Source organism: Actinacidiphila cocklensis (assembly GCF_907177275.1).
Classification (GTDB): domain Bacteria; phylum Actinomycetota; class Actinomycetes; order Streptomycetales; family Streptomycetaceae; genus Actinacidiphila; species Actinacidiphila cocklensis.
Map to the genome: position 1 here is coordinate 45394 of NZ_CAJSLV010000044.1, position 20823 is coordinate 66216.

Consider the following 20823-nt stretch of genomic DNA (forward strand, 5'->3'; position numbering starts at 1 on the left):
GCTCCCGCGCTCAGGAGGCGGACTCCTGCTCCCGCAGCGTCCGTTCGACCGCCTCGCGTACCCGCGCGTCCTCGCGCAGCCTGCCCCGGGCGCGGGCGCGGCGTACGAGGAGCGGCACGGCCACGGCCGCAGCGACCAGGAGCACGGCCAGCAGCGTCAGCGTCCACGGGACGGCCCAGCCGTGCGCGGTGGCCGTCACCGGCTTGAGCGCGGACGTGGAGCCGGACGCGTCGGTCAGCAGCGGTGTCAGCGTCACGGTCGCGCTCAGCCGGAAGGCGGGGGCCGTGCCGTGGACGGGCACCTGCACCTTCCGGCTCTCGCCGGGCAGCAGGGGCGGCGGCGCGGCGACGCTCTTCGCGTCGGCCTTCAGCCAACCGAACGGGCCGGAGACGGCGACGGTCTGGCGGGCCGACAGCGTGGCGTTGCCGGTGTTGCGGATCGTGTACGTGACGGTCGCGTCGCCGGTGCCGAACGGATCGGCGGTGCCGCTGTAGCCGACGTGCAGGTCCTCGACCTTCAGCGCCGGCCTGAGCTCCCCGCTGACCCGCAGCGCGATCTTGATGCCCAGGCGCCGGTCGACGGTGATGCCCTGTGCGGCGTCCGGCTGCTTGAGCGAGGTGAGGATGCCGCCCGCGTAGTCGCCGGGCGTGGCGTCGGCCGGGACGGCGACGGTGAAGGGGACGTCGGCGGACTTCCCCGGCGGGACGACGACGCTGCCGCTCGCGGGGCGGGACCAGGCGCCGACGCCGACGGACTTCTTGTCCCGGGTGAGCAGGTCGAGCTGGCCGGTGGCGGTGGTGAAGCCGTCGGCGGCGTAGACGGTGAGGGTGAGCGGGTCCTTGCCGTGGTTGGCGACGGTCATGGAGTCCTTGATCACGCCGCCGGGGTTGATGCTGTAGCCGAAGCTGGACCGGTCGGAGCCGTACTGGTTGGCCGCCGTCCTGACCGTCCAGCTGACGTCGCCGCCCGCGGCCCGTGCGGAGCCGGCGGCGACGCCCGTGGCCAGGCCGGCGAGCGTGGACGCGACGGCGATGAGCAGCGCCAGGCCCAGGACGCGGGCGGCGGTGCGGGAGAGGGTACGGATGGTGGTCGGGCGGCACATGGGGGTCGCGTGCATGCAGGTTTTCTCCTGGCGCGGGGAGGGCGGGGCGGGCGCCCGTGGGCACCCGCCCCGCCCCCCGTCAGTCGATTCGGCCGGTCAGCCGGTCAGCTGCTCAGTTCCTCAACTGCTCAGCTGCTCAGCGCAGTGATCGTGAGAGTGGCCTGGTAGCTGCCCTTCTCGACGCTGTCCGGGATCTTGAGGCTGAGGTCGGCGCCGACCTTCGCCGTACCCCGGGTGTGGCCCTGGCCGGCCGAGCCGAGAACCTGCGAGACCGACAGGCCCTTGCCCTGGTCGGCGTAGCCGGACGCGACCGTGTCGCCGGCCTGGGCGCCCGCGCCGGCCTGCAGGACGCGCGGGGACCAGCCGAGGTAGGAGCCGGAGAACGTCTTGCCGGCGTCCCGGAAGTCGCTCACGCCGGCCGAGATCGACCAGGGCGCCAGCGAACGGCGGGTGTCCGACACCGAGATCGGGTTGAGCTTGCCGCCCGCCTCGAAGTGGTCGCCGCCCTGCTCGACTGCGGTGCCGAGGTCGACCAGGCCGTTGTTGCCGTCGATCGTCCAACCGAACTCGCCCGGCGCCGCGTTGGGCACGTTGACCTGGATGTCCTGTCCGTCACCGTGGTAGTTGTGCACGGTGAAGTCGTCGACGACGGAGCCGACGGGCTGGGCCTCGCTGGTGTTGTTGCACCAGTTGCCCTTCTCCACCGCCGCGTTAGGGGCGGCGCAGGTGCCGCTGCGGACGTTCTGGACCACGAGCTGGTCGTTGCGCACCTGGACCTTGACGTAGGTGCGGACGTGCTCCTGGTTCTGGACCGAGTTGTACCAGTAGTTGTCCGGGTTCAGCGGGTCCGCACCGTTGCCGGCGCCGCTCGTGCCGCTGCTGTCGGGCTTCGTGATGTCGTAGTACTTCGAGCCCGAGGCGGAGTTGGCCGTCACGTAGACGACGCCGCCGGGACCCGGGTACAGCTGGGCCTCGCCGGGCTGCTCGTCCGGGTTGGCCTTCTGGCCGTTCTTGATCTCGTAGCTGCGCGAGTAGCTGTGGTCGTGGCCCTGGAGGACCAGGTCGACGCCGAGCTTGGAGAACGTGGTCGGGAAGTCGACCCGCCGGGTCTTGTTGTCCGAGTCCTTGGCGTGGTCGGCCGGCGAGTAGATCGAGTGGTGGTAGGTCAGCACCTTCCACTTCGCCTCGGAGCCGTGCTTGTTGATGACGTCGGTGACGTAGGCGAGGTGCGCCGCGTCACCGCCGCCGCCCTGCGAGGTGGCGTAGCTGTTGCTGTTCAGGTCGATGAACAGCACATCCTTGTAGATGTACCAGTAGTCGCCGCCCGAGGAGTTGGACGCCGGGTCGCCGTTGGAGTAGTACGCCCCCGACTTGTCGGTGTTCGGGGTGGCGAAGTGCTGCTCGTAGGCCTTGCCGCCGACGTCGTGGTTGCCGATGGTGGCCGCCCACGGGTACTGGCGCAGCTTGTCGGGACCCAGGAAGGCGTTCCAATGGGACTCGTTGTTGGCGCTCTCGACCTGGTCGCCGCCGGACACCAGCAGTTCGGCGTTCGGGTTGGCCGCCAGGGCGACGTCGAGCGTGTCCTTCCAGCCGGCACCGTCCTCGGCGGTGTCGCCGGACGAGCCGATCTGCGGGTCGCCGAAGAACAGGAAGTCGTAGTTGCCCTCGAAGTCCTGCGTCTTGAACGAGTACGTGGCCGACCAGTTGCCCTCGCTGCCGACGCGGTACGAGTACGGCGTCTGCTCCTTGAGGTTGGTGATCGTCGCGTGGCGGTTGAAGCCGCCGCTGGTGGCGATGTTGGCCGTGCCGGTCGCGGCGAAGGTCGCCGCGTCGGCCGGGAACTGGCCGTCGACGACCGAGGCGGTCGGCGCGACCTGGAGCTGCTGCGCGGTGTCGGCCGAGGAGTACCAGCTGACGGTGCGCTGCGCCTCGTCGGCGCCCACGCCGAGGATGACGCCGGTGATCGCGGTGGGCTCCGCGGCGACGGCGGGTGACGCCAGGACGCCGCCCAGCGCCACGGTCAGGCCCAGGAGCGCCGCGGTGGTCCCGGTGGCCACCCGGCGCCGCACAAGCTCGGCGGCCTGTGTCGAGGGTCTCGATTTCATTCGGTTCTCTGTTCCTTCTGCGGACGTGAGTACATGAAGTGGGAGCCGTCAAGCTCTCAGCACCGGGTAAACCGATACCAAATACAGTCTTTGCAATGTCTAAACTTTTCCATGGTCAAGAAATTACTGACGCGGAATCAGAAGGAGAAGGTTCGCTGCAGGAACCACACGAGCCCCATGATGAACACGCCCGCGGAAATCGCCCCGGTCGCCCGCAGCCCCGCGGTGGGCGCGCGGTGCCGCAGCAGCACGAGCACCGGGAAGATGAGCGCGATCAGGGCCAGCTGGACGGCCTCGATCCCGACGTTGAACACCAGCAGCGACCACAGCAGCGTCCACGAGAAGGCGCTGTCGATGCCGAGCGCCCCCGCGAAGCCCAGGCCGTGCACCAGCCCGAAGCAGAAGACCACCGCGAGCCTGGTCCTGCCCGCGCGGTCCAGGCCGAAGTGCCCGCCGCCCGTCTCCGCCAGGTCGATGGCCCGCTCGCGGTGCCGCCACAGCCGCCACAGGTACCAGCCGGCGACCACCGCGATCGACAGCGCGATGACCGGCTCCACGACCGCCGACGGCACGTCGACCAGGCCGAGCGCGGCGAGCAGCAGCGTCACCGAGTGCGCCACGGTGAAGGAGGTGGCGGCGAGCACGACCTCGCGCAGCCGCCGCGAGCCGGCGATGAGCGCCAGCAGGAAAAGGATGTGGTCGGTGCCGGTGAGCAGGTGCTCCGTGCCCAGCCGGAAGAACTCCCAGAACCGCTCGTACCAGGCCTGGTGGGTGGAGAAGGCCGGGTGGGCGGCGTCCAGCGCGGCGCTGCCCGTACGGCCGTCGACGTCGTAGGTGACGATCGTCCGGGTGCCGGTGACGTACCCCTCCGCGTCGGGGAACAGCCCGCTGCGCACCTCGTGGTCCACGCCCCGCTCCTGGCACGTCCAGTCGAGCACCAGGTCCGCGTACGGCACGCCCTGCCGGCGGCCCGTCGTGAAGTCGCCGACCTGCTCAGGGGTGCAGCCGCGCCCCTGCGAGGTGACGGAGAAGCGCTCGCGGACGTAGTCGACGGCGGCCTTCCGGTGGGCGTTCAGGGCCGCGGCCCGGGCCTGGGCGTCGCCGGCGTCGAAGGCTGCGGTGCCCGCGCGGAAGAGCGCGTCGTCGTGCCCTGCGTCGGCGGCGGAGACGACGTAGAGGTCGTATTCGAGCTGCAGCTTCGTCCGCAGGCGCCCGTCGCCGCCGTCGCCGACATCGACGTAGGCCACCGAGCTGAAACCGTGGGCCGACGCGGGCTGCGCCGAGCCCAGGAAGGCGGCCGCCGCGACCAGGACCGCCACAAGGCCGATCCGTATTCTGGATGACACCGTTCTCCCTTTGCTGCTCCTTTGCCTGCCAGCGCACGGTGCACGTGCCGGGTGAACGGAATGGCGCGCGAAGGCGAACGTTGGAAAAACAAGGGCGGGAACGGCTTCCCCGGCGTGAATACGGCGGCGGGCGGCGTAGCAGGATGGCGCCACACCCCCCGCCACTACTTCGGAGGACGAACGTGTTGCGCCCCTCGTTCCTGGCTGTCGCCGCACTGGCCGCGGCCGTCGCGATGGTCACCGGATGCGGTGCCGGCGACGACTGGTCGAAGCCTCACCCCAGGCCGTCCGCCGTCGGCACGCTCGGCCCCGGCTTCGTCGACCGCTCCGACCCGCCGGGACCGGAGGCGACCGCCACACCCGAACCCGGCTCGTGGGCGGGGGTCAGCCCGTCGGAGGGCTTCCGGGTGGTGCTGCTCACCACGGGCGCCGACCGCCCGACGACCGCGCTGGTCACGGCGGTCAGGGACTGGGCGGCCGAGGAGCACGTCTCGCTGCGGACGGTGACCGCCGGGTCCGCGTCCGACCTGGTGCCCGCCGTCACCCGGGCGATGGACATGCACCCCGACCTGATCGTCAGCGCCGGCAACGACCTGATCGACCCGCTGGCGACCGTCACCCCCAACCACCTGTCCCAGCAGTTCCTGGTGGTGGGCGCGGAGTTGGCCGAACCGACCAGCAACGTCACGGCGGTGGACTGGTCCGGCGCGTCCTTCCGCGGCGAGGGGCTGGGGATGTCCTCGACGTACGACGCCGCTTCCTTCACGCCGGAGCGGTGTGCGGCGTCGATACGGGCCGGGGTGGCAGCGGTGCTCAACGACCTGACGGGCATCGTGCTCTGGCTGGACAAGGCCTGAGCCTCAGCGGTCTCCCGTACGCCGGTCGGCGGCCCCGGTCAGCGGTCGGCGGTCGGCGGTACCGCGGGGCCGGAGACCCACACCACGACGCGGTTGCCGTTCTCACGGATCGCGGCGATCAGTCCGGCGGCGCCGCCCACTTTCTGGTCGGCCAGCAGCTGGAGCCGGGGGATGTCGTCCTCGGTGAGCTGGCACTCGGCGCCGTCCCGCCCACCGCCGTCATGGTTCCAGAGCCAGGGAGCGATCTCCCGCTTGAGGGCGTCGGGCAGCTGGTTCCTCGGCTGGACGCTCCCCGGCCGCCAGTACAACCCGCGGGCCATGCCGACCTCCTGGTGCGTCGGGTGCCCACCGCTGTCCGGACGCTGCTCCGGACGCGGGGACGCGGATCACGATCGTCGTCCCCGTGCTTCCAGAAGCACTGCCCGACGACAGCGGCCATTCACGCCGCGCCGCCACCGGTGCTGGACGACTCCAGCACCGTGCAGGCGGAGCCCCACCCCGGCAGCCCATGGCGCACCTGGTCGAGATCGTGGCCCGGATAGCCCGGTGGCGCTTCAGGGATCCCGTGGACGTCAAGCAGGTAGAAGTCCGCGTGCTCTCCTTCGACAGAGAACTTCCCGTCGGGAAAGAACTCCAGCTCCAGCCGCAGTCCCCCGCCGGCGGCCTCGGAAGGCCGGCTCGACGTCACCGAGAAGGCCATCAGCTTCCGGGACTGCGGCGCCCCGCTCCAGGAGAACGACCGCAGCCCGCGGACCACGAGGAGTGCGGCGTTCCCCGTCGGGTAGTACGACGCGGTGCGCATGTCGAAGAGCAGCGCCGCACGGTTCGCGGTGGGGCACACCCTGGAGTCCAGAAGCTGCGTGTCCTCCAGGGCGTCGTCTTCCTTCAGCGGGTCCCAGCCGACGGCTTCCGGGGCCGGACGGTAGTCCTGGGACGAGAAGAGGTCTTCCACAAGGGTCATGGGATCGCGATGTGCCAGTAAGGGTCGGCCTTGGTGAGGGTCTGCCCGGTGATCGGATTGATGATCTGGCCTCCGTCGTTGAGGTAGCTGACGTACCCGTTGGGGTACGGGTGCGGGCCGCCCGTCACCGGATCCATGACGCGCACGTACCTGACGGTCTTGTGGAACCCGTTGGCGAGTGCCTCGGACGGCTTGACGTCGAAGATCCAGCCCTTCAGGTTGTTGGCGGTCGCGATGGCTTTGCGGCCCTTCGGCAGCCAGAGCTTCTCACCCTTGGGACCGACGAGGTTGCCGATCAGGCACCGGTCGTTGTGCACCAGCACCGGGATGCCACCGGCCAGCACATAGTACGTGTGGAGGTCTTCGACCGTCAGGTTGTAGGTGACGATGCGGGCCGTGTAGTTGCGTACGGTCGCGACCGTCGTGGTGTGCCCGTCGGGCAGGCGCAGGGCGTCGCCGACGTGCAGGTCTGCGGCGTTGACCCAGCGCTCGCGGGTGGCGTCCCAGTAGGGGTGGTGCTGGGTGGACGTCAGGGCGTGCGGCGTGCCCTTCCCGGTGTCCGCACCGACGGTGATGTCGGTGAAGTCGGTGTCGGTCAGGGTCGTGATGACCGCGACCACCTTCTCCGGAGCGGTCTTCCCGGTGAGCGGGTCGGTCGCGAGCACGGTGTCGCCGACCTTCACCTCGCTGATGGGTCCGGCTCCGCCGTCGGCCCTCAGTACGGGGGTCTCCGCCGGGAAGCTGTCCACGCTGCAAACGGACTTCGCCAGCTCCTCCAGGCCCGACCCGATGTCCTTGACCGCCACCTCGGCACCGGTTCCGGCGCCCCGTGCCGCGACCTTGGCGCCGTCGGCCTCCTCGCCGACCCCCGGGACGAACATCAGCAGGTCACTCGCGACTCCGACGGCCGCCCAGCCGCAGTCCTTGCCCTTGGTGACGCAGTGCACGGTGTCCTTGATGCCGAACGGGTCGTCGCCGGCCTTGGGCAGCAGGCCTGAACTCGCAGCGTCGTCACAGAACTTGATCATCACGGGGACGCTGTCGTTGCTGCCGCCACACTCCTGCTGGATCCACTTGCCGATGAGGCTGGCGTAGCTGTCGGTGTCGCGCGCTATATAGCGGGCAGCCAGCTCCTTCCGCGTGGGGACCCGGACCGTGTCGAGCGTCGGCTGGCCGTCGTCGTAGGTGCCGACCGTGAGCCCCGGGCCCTTCGGTCCGCCGACGGTGACCTTCCCCTGGTGGCCGCACGGCACCCCGCGTACGCCCTCGCACTGCTTCGGCGTGCAGTACGACAGGTCGTAGGCACAGGTGTTCTGGGTGCCGGGCGGGTCGGTGCCCGCAGGGTCGCTGAGGTTGACCGGGTCGTTGTCGGCGTAGGAGTAGCCGTTCCACTGCTGGGGCTGGGCGGCGTCGAGGATCGGGTCGGGGCTCAGGAAGCGGCCGGTGGCGGGCTGGTACTCGCGGGCGCCGAGGTTGGTCAGGCCGGTGGCGTCGTCGGCGGTGCCGCCGACGAAGCCGTGGTCGCCGGCCCAGACGGTGGGCTGGGTGCCGCGCGGCTGGCCGAACGGGTCCGAGGGGCGCCGGGTCTCGGCCAGCGTGGTGGAGTCCAGGGCCAGCGTGGCGGTGCCGTTCAGGTCGGCGGACTGCCAGGTCAGACCGCTGGGCTGGAGGACTCCTGTCAGGCCGTCGGGCAGGGTGTAGCTGCGGGCGTCGGTGACGGCACCGGTCGCGGTGTCCAGGGTGAGTTCGTCGAAGCCCAGGTTGAGGGTGGCGTGGCCGGGGTCGTGCCGGACGAGCTGGTTGCCTTCGGCGTCGTAGACGTAACTGCTGTCGCCGGAGGTGCCGGTGGCGTCGAGCGAGGCGAGTTTGCCGTCGGGTGTCCAGGCCAGCGTGGTGGTGCCCGGTGTGCCGGTGACCGCGGTGGTGTTGCCGTCGGCGTCGTACTGGAACGACTGGGCACCGGGGTTGTTCGGGCCGGTGCTGGTGGTGGACAGCAGCGCGTGCGCGCCGCCGGTGCCGCCGCCGGTGTTCGCCGCGGTGGTGGGGGTGTTCTGGGTGCCGGCCGGCGGGAACACCTGGGTGGTGACGACGTCCTTGGCGGTGTCACCGGTGATGTCGTGCCGGGTCAGGCCGGTACGGTCGCCGCGGCTGTCGTAGCCGTAGGAGGTCCAGTAGGGCGCCGGGCCGCCGACGGTGGTGCGGCCTGCCGCCGCCCCGCTGGTCGGTGTGCTGTTCATGCAGCTGCCGATGCCGGGCACCTGCGGCTGCGGCTTGACCGTGGTGCCGCCGGTGTCGGTCCAGGCGGTCGTCACCCGGTCGAGGTAGTCGTAGGAGAAGCACTGCAGGTCGGTCTGCGCCGGGGTGTTGTCGGGGATGTTCTTGATCGCGGTGAGCTGCCCGGCCGGGTTGCGCAGGTACGTCGTCTGCTGGACGGCGCCGCTGGTCGCGGTCTGCTTGTCCACCCAGGTGGACAGCAGCGCACCGGTGGCCTCGTCGTAGTTGTCGGTCGCCACCACCTCGGTGCCCCACGGGTTGACCGTGGTGCGTATCGCGCGCCCGTAGGCGTCGTAGTCGGTGGACAGGTCGTAGGTGGTCTGGGCCGAACCGAAGGTGATCAGCGGCCCGTTGACGTCGTACTTGTAGTTGACCGTCTCGGCCGGCAGTCCACCCCGGGCGTCGGTGTGGCTCGCTGTGATCGCTCCGGTGATCGGGTCGTAGGCGCTCTGCGAGGTGTAGGCGCGGGCCAGGCCGCCCTCGGTGGACGGGATGGTCACGGTGGTGCCGGTGGCGTGGTAGTCGGCGTCGTAACCGGTGATCGCGCTGGTGTACGGGTGCGCGGTGTCGCCGGCCAGGTAGCTGGTGGACGTCACCGGCTGGCCCTTGGCGTTCGCGATGCTGTCGTACGTCCAGGCCGCCATGGGGACCTTGGTGGTGGACGGGGCGGTGGTGCTGTACTCGGCGGTCTTGCGGCCGGTGAGGTCGTAGTCGAAGCTCAGCGTCACCTTGCGGGCGTCCGTCGTGCTCTTCAGCCGCCCGTCGCTGTCGTAGGCGCTGGTGAGGGTGCCGGTGTCCGGGTCGGTCGCGCTGATGGTCCGGCCGTGCAGGTCGTAGCCGTAGGACCAGGTGTCCTTGGCGGTGGAGTCCGTGCGGGTGAGCGGCTTGCCCGACGGGGTGTAGGTGTACGCGGTCACGTCGGCGTCGGCCGCGTTGCGCGTGGGGGTGGCCGTCTTGTACTGCCACACCTGCGAGGTGCGGTTCAGCGAGTCGGTGATCGTGGTGGTCGGGGTGCCGCCGGCAGGCGGGGTCACGTCGGTCTCGTCCACGCCCGGGTACGCGGTCGTGGTGCGCCACTGCTCGACGGCGTAGGAGGAGGTGATCTGCGCGGTGGGACGGCCCTGGCCGTCGTACTCCGTGGTGGTCTGCTCCGGGACCTGGTCGTCTTCGAAGGTCGTAACCAGCGTGCCGCTGGGTGCCGCAGCGTTGTCGTAGTACGGCGAGCGTGCCCCTGCCGTGCGGCCCTGCGAGTCGTAGAACGTGTCGGTCAGCACCCGGCCGTGGTAGGCGGAGATGCCGGGCGTCGACTGGGTCTGACGGGACCGGCCGAGCCCGTCGAATATCTCCACCGAGACCAGGTAGCGGGGGGTGTCGCTGGTCAGCGTCGAGGTGGTGACCGCCGACGGTGCGGCCGAGCCGTTGACGGCGTAGCCGTAGGTCACGCTGGGGTTCTGGCTGCTGGTGCGGCCGGGGTACCACAGCTTGGTGAGCCTGCCGAGGGAGTCGTACGCCTCGGTGGTGACCTTGTTGTTGATGTCGGTCGAGGTCAGTTCGAGGTTGCGGGCGATGTCGACGGTCGTCGTGATGGACCAGTCCGTGGTGCTGCCCGGCGCCGCGTGGGCGACCGTGATCGTCGAGGGCAGTTCACCGGTGTGCGCGGGGGCGTACGTCGTCGTGGTGGTGGCGCCGTTCGGGTGCTGCGTGTCCGTCGCGTTGGGGTCGGTGGTCGAGACGGCACGGCCGTAGGCGTCGTAGGCCGTGGTGCCCTTCGTGCTGAAGACCGCGTTGCCGGAGGCGTCGTAGTGGTCGATCTCCTGCGCGGTCGTCGGAGCGCCGGTGCCACTCGCCGAGCCGAACGCAAGGCTGTCGTACAGCGTGCGCAAGTCGGAGACGGTGTTGGTCGCCGTGGGCTTGGCCGTGCACGCCGATGTGCCCGAGATCGTCCTGACCTCGTCGGGCAGCGTGGCAAGCAGCGTGTTGCTGCTCGTCGCATACGACGTCAGGACGCAGGAGTCGGGCTGCCCGGCGGCCTGGGTCTCCACGCTGGCGGTGCGGTTCGCGTGCCCGGAGTCGGTGACCGTCGTGGTGGTCGTCGTCTCCCAACTGCCGTCCGCCTTCTTCGCCTTGCTGGTGACGACGCTGCGCGTCGAGGCGTAGCCGGCCAGCAGCTTCGGCAGGTCCGCACCGCGGGAGTGGGTGGCGGTGGTGACCGGTGAGCTGCCGACGGTGACGGTGTAGGCGGTGACGCTGCCGCCGGCCTTGTCGTAGGTGTCGGTCTCCAGCGTCTGCCCGGAAAGCCACTCGGTGTCCGTGATCTGGTCGCCGAGGGTGTCGGTGACCTTCACCGGCTTCGTCCCGCCGGACGCGGTCCGGTCGCCGTCCATGCCTTGCAGGTACTTGGTGACGGTCTGCGACTGCGGACCGTCCTGCCCGCTGCCCGTCACCGCGGTCACCGACGCGTAGCCGCGGAACTGGTCCCAGGTACGGGACTTGGGGTCGGCCAGCTCCTCGTCGTTGTAGTGCCAGGCGGCCGGGCCGTAGGTGTACGTGGTGACCTGCGCGGGCGAGTGGGCGACCGGGTCGTTCTCGGTGACCGAGGCGACCTGGTAGCGGTTGAACCAGTCCGAGGCGGGGTCGGCGCCGTAGACGCTGCCCGGCGGCGACCACAGCACGTTGTAGCAGGCCATCGTGTCCGTGGACGGATCGGCCGGCATCACGTGGTTGACCCGGGAGCAGGCCGGGAGGCTGTAGTCCACCTGGATCTGCTCGCCGGTCTCGGTGGTCAGCTCCTGGATCCGCGGCCGGTTGAAGATCCCCGGCGCCGGCACCAGGTCGGTGCCGTCCACCCGGTTGGGCAGTTCCACCGGGGTGAAGGTGACCTTCGGCAGCTGGAGGTTCGGGGTGCCGTCCTTGCCGGTGCGCTGGATGCTTGCCAGCCACAGCGACGGCTTGGTGCCGTCGTGCGGGTCCTGGAAGGACTGCGTGAGGTCGTAGGTGTCGACGTCCTTGTAGGCGCCGTTGGACAGCACCTGGGTGGTGATCGACTTCAGCCGGATGTTGGACCAGAAGCTCGGACCGACGTTGTGGCAGGTACCGCTGCTCGCGCAGTTCTGGTCGTACGGCACGTCCGGCCAGTGCGACGCGTTGCCGGACGCCAGCGTGGCGCCGTCGCAGGTGAACCCGCCGTCGGTGGAGCAGCGCCCCTCCGCACGCGGGGTGAACACCACCTTGGCCGCGGCCTTCAGCGTGCCCTTGGCCGTGATCTGGTCCGCGAGCCGCTGCCCGTAGCTGATCGACGTCAGCGCGCCGCCGCGGATGTAGGAGGTGAGGGTGCCGCCGTTCTCGTGCTGGCCGCCGCCGCGCTGGTAGGAGTTCGACTCCGTGCTGTACGTGTACGTGGTCAGGTTGCCGTTGGGGTCCACGGCGTAGTCCAGGTTGAACCGCCACGCCATCTGGCACCAGGACTCGTCGCCCTTGGCCGAGTCGTAGCACGGGTCGCCGCTCTTGGGCGCGTACACCGGCTCGGTCCAGGCCGAGTTCGTCGCCGGGTCGGAGTTGTCCCCGCCGGGCAGGTGGTTGGCGCCGAAGTAGTAGATGCTCCCGGAGCTGGTGCTGACCTTCACGTACTCGCCGGCGTGCGCGCCGTTGGAGGCGCCCGACAGGAACTCCACCTTGGAGCCGTCGTCGTTCTTCAGCCGCCAGGCGCCCGAGGTGTCGTCCTGGACGAGTTCGGCGGAGGTGCCGTTCAGCGACAGCGTCGCGTTGTAGCCGCCCCAGCACAGGTCACCTGAGTGCGAGATCCCGTCCTTGTCGCAGGACTTGTAGCTCCGCTCGACGTATCCCGGCGAGTAGTCCCAGCCGTCGCCGATCCAGGACGCCTGCGAGTTCGTCGACGACGTCAGGCCGTCCAGCGAGGAGGAGTTGTAGTCCAGCGACACCTTCGGCGCGTCACCGCCGATGGCCGGGGGCACCTGGATGGGGTAGCTGTAGCCGAAGCCGCCGCTGCTGGAGCCGGCGGTCCAGGCGTTGCTGGGGTTCAGGCTGGTGGCCGCGTAGGTGCCGCCGCCGCCGGCCGGGGCCGGGTCGGCCGCGATCACGACGGAACCGGCCGCGGCCTGCGTGGTGGTGGCCGGGATCCGCACGTCGGCGACCAGGCGCTCGGTCGCCGGATCGACGTGCGAGGGCACCGGGGTCTCTTTCCCGCATCCCGCGGCCGCCGGGGTGGTCAGCGCACAGGCCGGCAGCGTCACCAGCCGGGCGCGCGACGCCGCGTCACCGCCGTAGGCCGCGTCCAACGAGCTCACGTCCAGACCGACTTCGACCAGTCCGGCCGGTCCCGCACTCCCCCGGGTCAGCGAGACGACCGGGCCGGCCAGCCCCGCAGCCTTCGCGGTGCTGCCGGAGACCGTCCGTACCACGACCGGGGTGCCGCTCGCCGCGGGCGCGGCCGGGGCCGCCAGGCCGGTGGCCCTGGCGGCCTTCGCGCCGCTGGGCGCCGAGCCGATCCAGACGGGCGACTGGGACGCGTGCGCGCTCGGTCGGCCCTTCCCGGGGACTGCCACGGTGGCCGTGCCGGCGCTCGGGGCAGGAGCCCCCGCCACTCCGCCCCACGCCCCCGGGACCTGGTAGTGCAATTTCGGGGCGGTCGGCCTCGCCGCGTTCTGCACCGGTACCGAAGCCGTACGCGGCAGTTTCGTGCCCGGCGGCGACCAGACCTTGTGCGAATCCGTCGGCGTGGCAGCCTCGATAACCCCGGTGCCTATCGGCCCCAGCAGCGTCGCCGTGACGCCGAGCACGGTGAGCCCGCCCAGCCACACGCGCCGGCTGCGACGCCTCTCACCAGGCCATACCTGTCCCCAACCCCCCACGATTCCCCCCCAGTCCGGCCCGCGCCGCAAGCGTCACAGCCGGCGGCTGCAGGCGGGCCGACTGTAGTCACGCCGGATGACCCCGAGTTAATGCATGGAACGATTTTTGCTTCATCTTTACCCATAAGCGCGCCCGTCCCATCGCACACTGCCCCACATAGCACGATTCATTTACTATGGGATCTTGACCACCTGCCGACCGGTGCCGCTACTGTGCGGCCTCCATGGGCACTTGTTCGAGCGCCCGCACCAGGAGGGGGTCCGATGGGGGGCATCGGTATGTCTGCGGAGGGCACGAACCGGGCAGGTCGACGGCAGCGCAGACGCAGGGGCCGGTTCGGCGGCGGGCCGCTCGGCGCGCTGCTGGCCCTCGCTCTGGCCGGCAGCGCACTCACCGGCATTGCCGGAACGGCGCACGCCGACGGAACGCGCTCCGGCGGCAGCGACGCCGCACAACTGCCGGCGGACGCCGACGCGACCGCACGTGCGCAGGCCCAGGCCCAGTCGTCGGACGAGCCGGTGGTGGTGGACGAACTCACCACTGCCTACGCGCAGACGGTCGCCAACCCGGACGGCACACTGACCGAGACCAGCAGCGCAGCGCCCGTACGGGCCAAGGTGAACGGCGGTTGGGCGCCGGTCGACGCCGGCCTGCAGGCCGGCAGTGACGGCACCCTGTCCACCAAGGCGTCGGTCAACAAGCTCACGCTGTCCGGCGGCGGCACCGCGCCCTTGGCCACGCTCACCAGCCCCGGCGGCGCGACGCTCGCCATCACCATGCCCTTCGCGCTTCCCGCACCGACCGTGCACGGCGACACCGCGCACTATCCGGATGTGCTTCCGGATGTCGATCTCGACGTCACCGCGAACGAGATCGGCGGCATCCGGGAGATCCTGGTCGTCAAGACGGCCGAGGCCGCGAGCAACCCGGCCCTGGCGACCCTGCACCTGGCGACGTCCGGTGCCGGGCTGACCATGCAGGCCGACGCGGCAGGCAACCTCCAGGCCGTCGACGCGGCGGGCAACCCGGCCTTCGTCGCGCCCGCGCCGATGATGTGGGATTCGAGCGGAGCCGCCACGGCGGCGCCCGCGGCGAAGTCAGGCGCGGACGCGACCGCCCTCGCGACCACCGAGGCAGGCTCCGACCCGAGTACGCCGGAAGGCCCGGGAACCGGCGCCCGGACCGCCGCGATCCCGGTCACCGCCGCCGCAGCCGGTGTGGACCTCAGGCCGGTCGCCGGCATGCTCAGCGGTAGCGACACCCACTACCCGGTGTTCATCGACCCCTCCTACATCCCCTGGGACCCGGGCAGCCCGACCTGGACCTGGATCCAGTCCGCCTACCCCAGCTCCAGCGACAACTACGGCACTTACGGCACCTCGCACAGCTCCCAGCCGGGCGTCGGCATCTGCGGTACCTATCCCGGGGGCGGCAGTTGCAGCCCCGCGGACAAGGAGCGCTCCTACTTCCAGTTCAACACCAGCACCCTCGTGTCGCACAACGACATCGTCGGCACTGCTGTGCTCAACCTGACCCAGACGTACTCCGCGGACTGGAGCTGCACCAACAAGTACGGCCTCAAGCTCTACTACTCGCACGACACGATCGGCCACGGCACCACCTGGAGCAGCCACCCCGCCGACACCTACACCGGCCTCACCGACAACGTCGGCGGCACCGGGTCCAGCGGCTGCATGGGCGACGTGCCGTTCGCCTACACCGTCACCTCCACGGTGAAGACCGCCGTGGAGAGCGGCAACTGGAACAACATCACCTTCGGTGTCTACGGTGACGAGTCGGACGCCAACGGCCTCAAGCGGCTGTCCAACCAGGCGACGCTGGCCATCACCTACGACCACACGCCCAACGTGCCCACCGGCATGACGTCGACGCCGCTCCCGCACAACGCGAGCACCGGCAGCACGTCCCCGTGCTACGCCGCCACCAACCCCACTGCCGACGCGTTCGTCGGCAAGCCCGCCGGGACCACCGGCCTGGTGCTCAAGGCGACGGTCTCCAGCCCGACATCGCCGGCCCAGCCGGTGCGCGGCGACTTCAGCGTCTGGGACGACTCCGTCACGGGTACCCCGGTCACCCCGCACGGTTCCGGTTACAGCTCCGGTTACGCCTCCTCCGGGAGCCAGGTCTCCTTCACCGTCCCGCAGGGCGACTTCACCGACGGCCACGCCTACGGCTGGAACGTCAGCGCCAACGACGGCCTCGCCAGTTCCGCGGCCTCCGGCGTCTGCCACTTCCGGGCGGACTTCTCACCGCCCACCGTCAGCATGCCCACCGCCGACGACCAGGTCGGCTCGCTGTCGGTGACCTTCCCGCCGGCCGGCAACGGCCAGACCACCGGGGTGTTCGTCGGTGGCGGCGGATGGGTCCCGTTCACCGCGGCCGACCCCACCCCCGCGGTCGGCGTGGCCTCCGGCCTGGCCTGCGGACGGTGGAGCTTCGACCCGGAACTGGCCGACGCGGCCTGGCAGTGCGGCGCGAACCTGCCGGGAAGCAGCGGCCTCGCGGTCTTCCCCGGCCACTGGGGCACCAACATCCTCTACGTGCAGTTCGAGGACAGGGCAGGCAACCTGTCCGGCATCGCCACGTACGCCTTCTACGTACCGTGGAATCCGCACGGTCCCGCACCCGTCTTCGGTGACACCACCGGCGACGGCTCCGCGGACATCGTCGCGGCCGGCAACACCGACGGCGGCCTCTACGAGTACACCGTGCCCGGCAACACCCAGGCCACCAGCCCGGCAACGTCGTTCGGAGCGAAGGCGGCCGACTCGCCGGCCGGCGACGCCTGGAAGAACTACCGGATCACCCACCGGGGCAGCCTGCGCGGCGGGCTCAACGTGGACGACCTGATCGTCCACAAGGACGGCTCGCCGGAGCTGGACTTCTACTACAACCCCGGCAACACCGCCACCGACGGCCGCTTCGACAAGAAGAGCCCGCTGGACAAGCCGGCCTGCGTGGACGACGGTTCGGGTACCTACTGCTCCGGCTACCCGGCCGACTGGTCCAAGACGCTGCAGATCGCCGCACTCGGCGACGTCTCGTCCGCCGCGCTGGACGCCGGCCACTTCCGCAACCGCACCGGCCTGCTCACCACCGAGACCAACTCCGCCGGCGACGCGGCCCTCTGGTTCTATCCGACGGTCTCCGACGGCACGCTCGGCCGGCCGGTCCGGCTGGCCGCCACCGGCTGGAAGAACCTCGACCTGATCTCCCCCGGCGACTGGAACGCCTCCGGGCGCCCCGGCGTGTGGGCGCGCGACCGCACCACCGGTGTCATCGACGCGTACGCCTTCACCACCGGCACCCTCACCCCCACCGACGTCTTCGGTGACCCGCTCGGCTACACCGTGCCGACCCTCACAGGAATCAGCGCCGGCACCCAGATCGGCGTCCTGTCGGTGGCCACGGCCCCGCTGATCGGCTCGGACGGCGACCTGAACGGCGACGGCATCGCCGACCTCTGGTCGGTCGCGACCAACGGCGCGATCACCTTCCGCCCCGGCAAGACCACCGGCGGCACCTCGGCGACCGCCGTCAGCTCCTTCGCCGCGGCACTCGCGGTAGGAGCCACCACCGGGGCAGCCGACCAGTGGTCGCTCCAAGGCAGCGGAAACGACACCGGCTCCGTCAACCCGGCCACCGCGGTGGGCGGCGTGACCTGGGCCGCCGACCGCACCGGCCGCTCCCCGGGAGCCGCCGTCCTGGACGGCTCGACCGGCTACCTGCACACCGCAGGACCGGCGCTCAACACCACGCTCAGCTACACCGTCTCGGCATGGGTCAAGCTCGACTCGACCGCCGTCACCCAGACAGCCGTCAGCCAGGGCACGGTGAACCACCAGGCGTTCTACCTGGGCTACTACACGACCACGTCGTCCTGGTACTTCATGACCACCACGAGCGACGCCGCCACGACCTCCTTCCCGACCGCCCACGGCGGCAAGGCGACCACGGGCACCTGGACCCACCTCACCGCGGTGTACGACGCGAGCTCCGACATCATGTCCCTCTACGTCAACGGCGTCCTGGCCTCCACCGCCGCCGCGAACTCCACCCCCGTCTACAACCCGAGCGCCCCGCTGACCGTCGGCGGCAACATCACCCTCGGCAGCACCAGCCCCTACAACCAGTTCGACGGATCGATCTCCGACGTGCGCACCTTCGCCTCCGCGCTGACGGCTGACGAGGTCCACACGGTCTTCACGTCCTCTTGACCCGGTGTGGGCCGCCGCCCGGGCGGCGGCCCACACGCGTACTCAACCCTTGTGGCCGACACCGCTCCTGACGGTGCCGGGGGGCAGGGAGCCGGACGGCGTGGACCCCCGGAAGGGACGGGTGGACATGCACGCGGGCGGCGGACCCTGGGTGACGCCGATCACCGCCATGTAGCTTCCTGCGGGCGCGGGAGAGCCGCGACCGCACCGTGCCGACCGGAACGCCCAGCGCCGACGCGGCCTCGCGGTAGTCGAGACCCGACCACACGCACAGCGCGAAGACCTCCCGCTCACCGCGCCGCAGTTTCTCCATGCCTCTAGCTGTCCACCCACCCGCGCCCGGGCCCCGTGACGCACACCACAAGTCGAGCTTGGTGGACGGCCGCGGAACCGGGGGACGGCACCCCCGCCCACGTGTCCCCGCGGTCAACCTCCAGGTCGGCGCCGGGGCAAGGACTCCTTGCCCCACAACAGGCTGCGGGGCGCTCAGTCCTGCGCTCGGGGCCAGGCGGCCAGGGCCAGTTCTGCGGTTCCGGTGAGCTCTGCGGCCGTTGCGCCGTCCCGGGCGCGCTGTGACATGCCCTGGATGACTGCGGCGAAGTACGCGGCCAGGGCGCGGGGGTCGGCTGCGGCGGGCAGTTCGCCGTGCTGCTGCGCGCTCTTCAGGCGGGTTTCGAAGGCGGCCAGGTTCGCGTTGCGCAGGTCCCGCAGGAATGCCGCGACCCCGGCGTCCTGGACGGTGACGTTGGTGGCGGCGCTGATGGTCAGACAGCCGGCCGGGTGGGAGGGGTCGGGGTAGACGGCCGCCGCCTCGCGGAGGATGCGGCGGAAGGCGCCGCGGGCCGTGGGCTCCTCGTCCAGGGCGGCGCCGACGAACGCACCGGCAGGAGAGCGTCCGTAGGCGTGGACAACCTCTTCGAACAGGGACTTCTTGTCGCCGAATGCCGCGTACAGGCTGCCGGGCTTGATGCCCATCACCCGCGTCAGCTCGCCGATGGAGGTGGCCTCGTAGCCGTGCTCCCAGAACAGCCGGATTGCGGCCGTCAGGGCCGTCGTGCGGTCGAACGCCGGCGGCCGTCCTCGCTTCACGCCTGATCCACTCATGCCCTTGATTTTAGAGCGTCCGCTCAAGAACTCGTGCTACGTTCATTCTTGAGTCATCACTCAAGAATTAAGGAGGGGGCAACAGCCATGTCAACAGGGGCACTTGAGGGCAAGACCGCACTGGTCACCGGCGGCAGCCGGGGGATCGGCCAGGCCATCGCGGAACGACTCGCCCGGGACGGCGCCGCGGTCGGCGTCGCCTACGCCCGGGACGAGACGGCGGCGACCGAGACCGTCGAGCGCATCCGAAAGAACGGAGGGCGGGCCTTCGCGCTGCGCGCGGAGCTGGGACGGCACGGCGACGCGGCCCGCATGTGGGCCGCCTTCGACGCCGCAGGCAAAGACCACGCGCCCGACGGGAAGCTCGACATCATCGTCAACAACGCCGGCATAGGGCGCAGCGCGGCGCTGGCCTCGCTGACCGAGGACGGCTTCGACGAGGTCTTCGCCGTGAACGTGCGTGCACCGTTCTTCATCGTCCAGCAGGGGCTCCCGCGCCTCCGCGACGGGGGCCGGATCATCAACATCTCCAGCGGCGCGGCCCGCCTGGCCATGCCGGAGATCATCGCCTACGGCGCAACCAAGGGCGCTCTGGACACCTTCACCCTCAACCTCGCCAAGGAACTGGGCCCCCGCCGCATCACGGCCAACTCGGTGGCTCCCGGGATCGTCGATACGGATGTCAACGCGGCCTGGCTCCGCGGCAATCCGCAGGCCGAGGCACATGCGGCGTCCCTGGCCGCCCTCGGCCGGGTCGGACAGCCGCAGGACGTGGCCGACATCGTGGCCTTCCTCGCGTCCGACGACGCTCGCTGGGTGACCGGCCGGGTCATCGACGCGACCGGAGGCGCGGGCCTGTGAGTCACCCCCCTCGGGCTGGAGCACCGCGCCGCGGCCTCCCGCCCGACAGGGACGTCGGCGACCTGCGTTCGTCCCGCACCACCGTCATCGGGACCTGCGGCTGAGATGCCGCACCGCAGCGGCCGGCCCCTTTCAGACGTGCGGGAGCGTGTGTTCCGCGCTGGCGTACGCACCGCCCTGCAGACCGCTCTCCGCCGAGTCCCCTTCCGGCGGAAGGCCCGACGCGAAGACTTCCGCGTCATCCACGGGCGCGTACCCCAGAGCCGCCCCAGCCTCGATGTCCCAGAACCGGCGGGTGTTGGCGGAAACGGCGTAGCCGGCCGTGAAGCGGATACCGGGAGCGGTGAGAGCCGCGCGGACGAAACCGAGGCAGTCGCGCGGGCTCAGCCACGTCGCCAGGTGACGACGCTCGGTCGGCGCGTTCTCGAAGCTCCCGATGCGCAGGCACACCACGGACACACCGAACTTGTCCGCATACAGACGCCCCAGCGCCTCGACCGCTGCTTTGCTCACTCCGTAGAGGCCGTCCGGACGCGGAGGCATCTCGGGCGTGACGGTCTCCGAGACCGGATAAAGGCCGGTGAGGCGATTGGGGCCTGTTCGAGGTTCGGATCATGACCCGAGCGCTGGCTAGACTCACCTCGTGAGGATCAGCCAGGCGAATGCGGACGACATTGCCGACTTGGCCTGGTTGTTGTGGCTCGATACCCGTAATGAGGAGCCAGCACAGCGGTCTGTTGACGCATTTGCGGCGGAGCTCGCGCAGTGGTGGTCCGCCCACCAGGACTCGCACCTAGCGTTCGTGGCCCGACTCCTCCGACCGGAGATCGTCGGCATGGCCTGGGTCGCGCTCGTCCCTCGCGTGCCGAGACCTGGAGCGACGAATCGGCTATCTGCAGACATCCAGAGCGTCTTCGTCGTACCGGAGCACCGGGGTCGGGGGGTCGGCTCGGCGCTCGTGGACGCCGCTTCGGAGCATGCGGCACGCTTCGGGGCCCTTCGCGTGACGGTCCACTCTGGTCGCAAGGCAGTGCCGGTGTACGAGAGGCTGGGCTTCGAGTCGTCCCGACAGCTCCTACAGCGATCGCCGGGCTAAAGGTTTTTCT

Annotated in this window: 12 protein-coding genes and 1 pseudogene; 4 read left to right on the top strand and 9 right to left on the bottom strand. The window is 70.6% G+C overall.

Annotation, left to right across the window (positions count from 1 at the left end):
- Nucleotides 1–10: 10 nt before the first annotated feature.
- From NFU81_RS07865 to NFU81_RS07875, 3 genes are all read right to left on the bottom strand, one after another.
- Nucleotides 11–1117: a WxL protein peptidoglycan domain-containing protein gene (locus tag NFU81_RS07865; RefSeq protein WP_251486544.1), complete on the bottom strand. Its 1107-nt coding sequence runs from the start codon at nt 1115–1117 to the stop codon at nt 11–13.
- Between the two features lie 113 nt (nt 1118–1230).
- Nucleotides 1231–3207 (bottom strand): purple acid phosphatase family protein, encoded by a 1977-nt coding sequence (locus NFU81_RS07870; protein ID WP_251486545.1) that lies wholly within the window; start codon nt 3205–3207, stop codon nt 1231–1233.
- Nucleotides 3208–3344: 137 nt separating this feature from the next.
- On the bottom strand, nt 3345–4553 hold the full coding sequence (locus NFU81_RS07875; RefSeq protein WP_251486547.1) for a HupE/UreJ family protein: 1209 nt from the start codon (nt 4551–4553) through the stop codon (nt 3345–3347).
- Nucleotides 4554–4735: 182 nt separating this feature from the next.
- Between NFU81_RS07875 and NFU81_RS07880 the strand changes: the two genes are divergently transcribed.
- Nucleotides 4736–5410 (top strand): type 1 periplasmic-binding domain-containing protein, encoded by a 675-nt coding sequence (locus NFU81_RS07880; protein WP_251486549.1) that lies wholly within the window; start codon nt 4736–4738, stop codon nt 5408–5410.
- 38 nt (nt 5411–5448) lie between these two features.
- On the opposite strand, the gene NFU81_RS07885 is transcribed toward NFU81_RS07880, so the two are convergent.
- The 3 genes from NFU81_RS07885 to NFU81_RS07895 all read right to left on the bottom strand — a co-directional run bounded on the left by NFU81_RS07885 (nt 5449) and on the right by NFU81_RS07895 (nt 13207).
- Entirely contained in the window at nt 5449–5730 is a 282-nt protein-coding gene (locus tag NFU81_RS07885) for a Rossmann-fold NAD(P)-binding domain-containing protein (RefSeq protein ID WP_251486551.1), read from the bottom strand.
- A 119-nt stretch (nt 5731–5849) separates the two neighbouring features.
- Nucleotides 5850–6371, bottom strand: coding sequence for a hypothetical protein (locus tag NFU81_RS07890; RefSeq protein WP_251486553.1), 522 nt, complete (start codon nt 6369–6371; stop codon nt 5850–5852).
- The gene (locus NFU81_RS07895) at nt 6368–13207 is read right to left on the bottom strand and encodes an RHS repeat-associated core domain-containing protein (protein WP_251486554.1); all 6840 of its coding nucleotides are present in this window, start codon (nt 13205–13207) and stop codon (nt 6368–6370) included. Before NFU81_RS07895 ends, NFU81_RS07890 begins: the two co-directional genes overlap by 4 nt.
- Before the next feature lie 570 nt (nt 13208–13777).
- Here NFU81_RS07895 and NFU81_RS07900 point away from each other — a divergent pair.
- Complete coding sequence (locus NFU81_RS07900) at nt 13778–17752, top strand: LamG-like jellyroll fold domain-containing protein (RefSeq protein WP_251486556.1); 3975 nt, start codon at nt 13778–13780, stop codon at nt 17750–17752.
- Here the strand turns inward: NFU81_RS07900 and NFU81_RS41235 are convergent.
- Nucleotides 17739–18059: pseudogene (locus NFU81_RS41235) on the bottom strand (RNA polymerase sigma factor); the annotation flags it as partial. The gene NFU81_RS07900 and the pseudogene NFU81_RS41235 sit on opposite strands and share 14 nt — an antisense overlap.
- Nucleotides 18060–18238: 179 nt before the next feature.
- Nucleotides 18239–18856 (bottom strand): TetR/AcrR family transcriptional regulator, encoded by a 618-nt coding sequence (locus NFU81_RS07910; RefSeq protein ID WP_251486559.1) that lies wholly within the window; start codon nt 18854–18856, stop codon nt 18239–18241.
- An 87-nt stretch (nt 18857–18943) separates the two neighbouring features.
- Between NFU81_RS07910 and NFU81_RS07915 the strand changes: the two genes are divergently transcribed.
- Complete coding sequence (locus tag NFU81_RS07915; RefSeq protein WP_251486562.1) at nt 18944–19717, top strand: glucose 1-dehydrogenase; 774 nt, start codon at nt 18944–18946, stop codon at nt 19715–19717.
- 132 nt (nt 19718–19849) lie between these two features.
- Here NFU81_RS07915 and NFU81_RS07920 read toward each other — a convergent pair whose 3' ends face one another.
- A complete protein-coding gene (locus NFU81_RS07920) occupies nt 19850–20230 on the bottom strand; it encodes an NAD-dependent epimerase/dehydratase family protein (RefSeq protein WP_251486565.1) in 381 nt (126 codons plus the stop codon).
- Between the two features lie 130 nt (nt 20231–20360).
- On the opposite strand from NFU81_RS07920, the gene NFU81_RS41240 reads away from it, so the two are divergent.
- Entirely contained in the window at nt 20361–20813 is a 453-nt protein-coding gene (locus tag NFU81_RS41240; protein WP_422665163.1) for a GNAT family N-acetyltransferase, read from the top strand.
- The last annotated feature ends 10 nt before the right edge of the window (nt 20814–20823 follow it).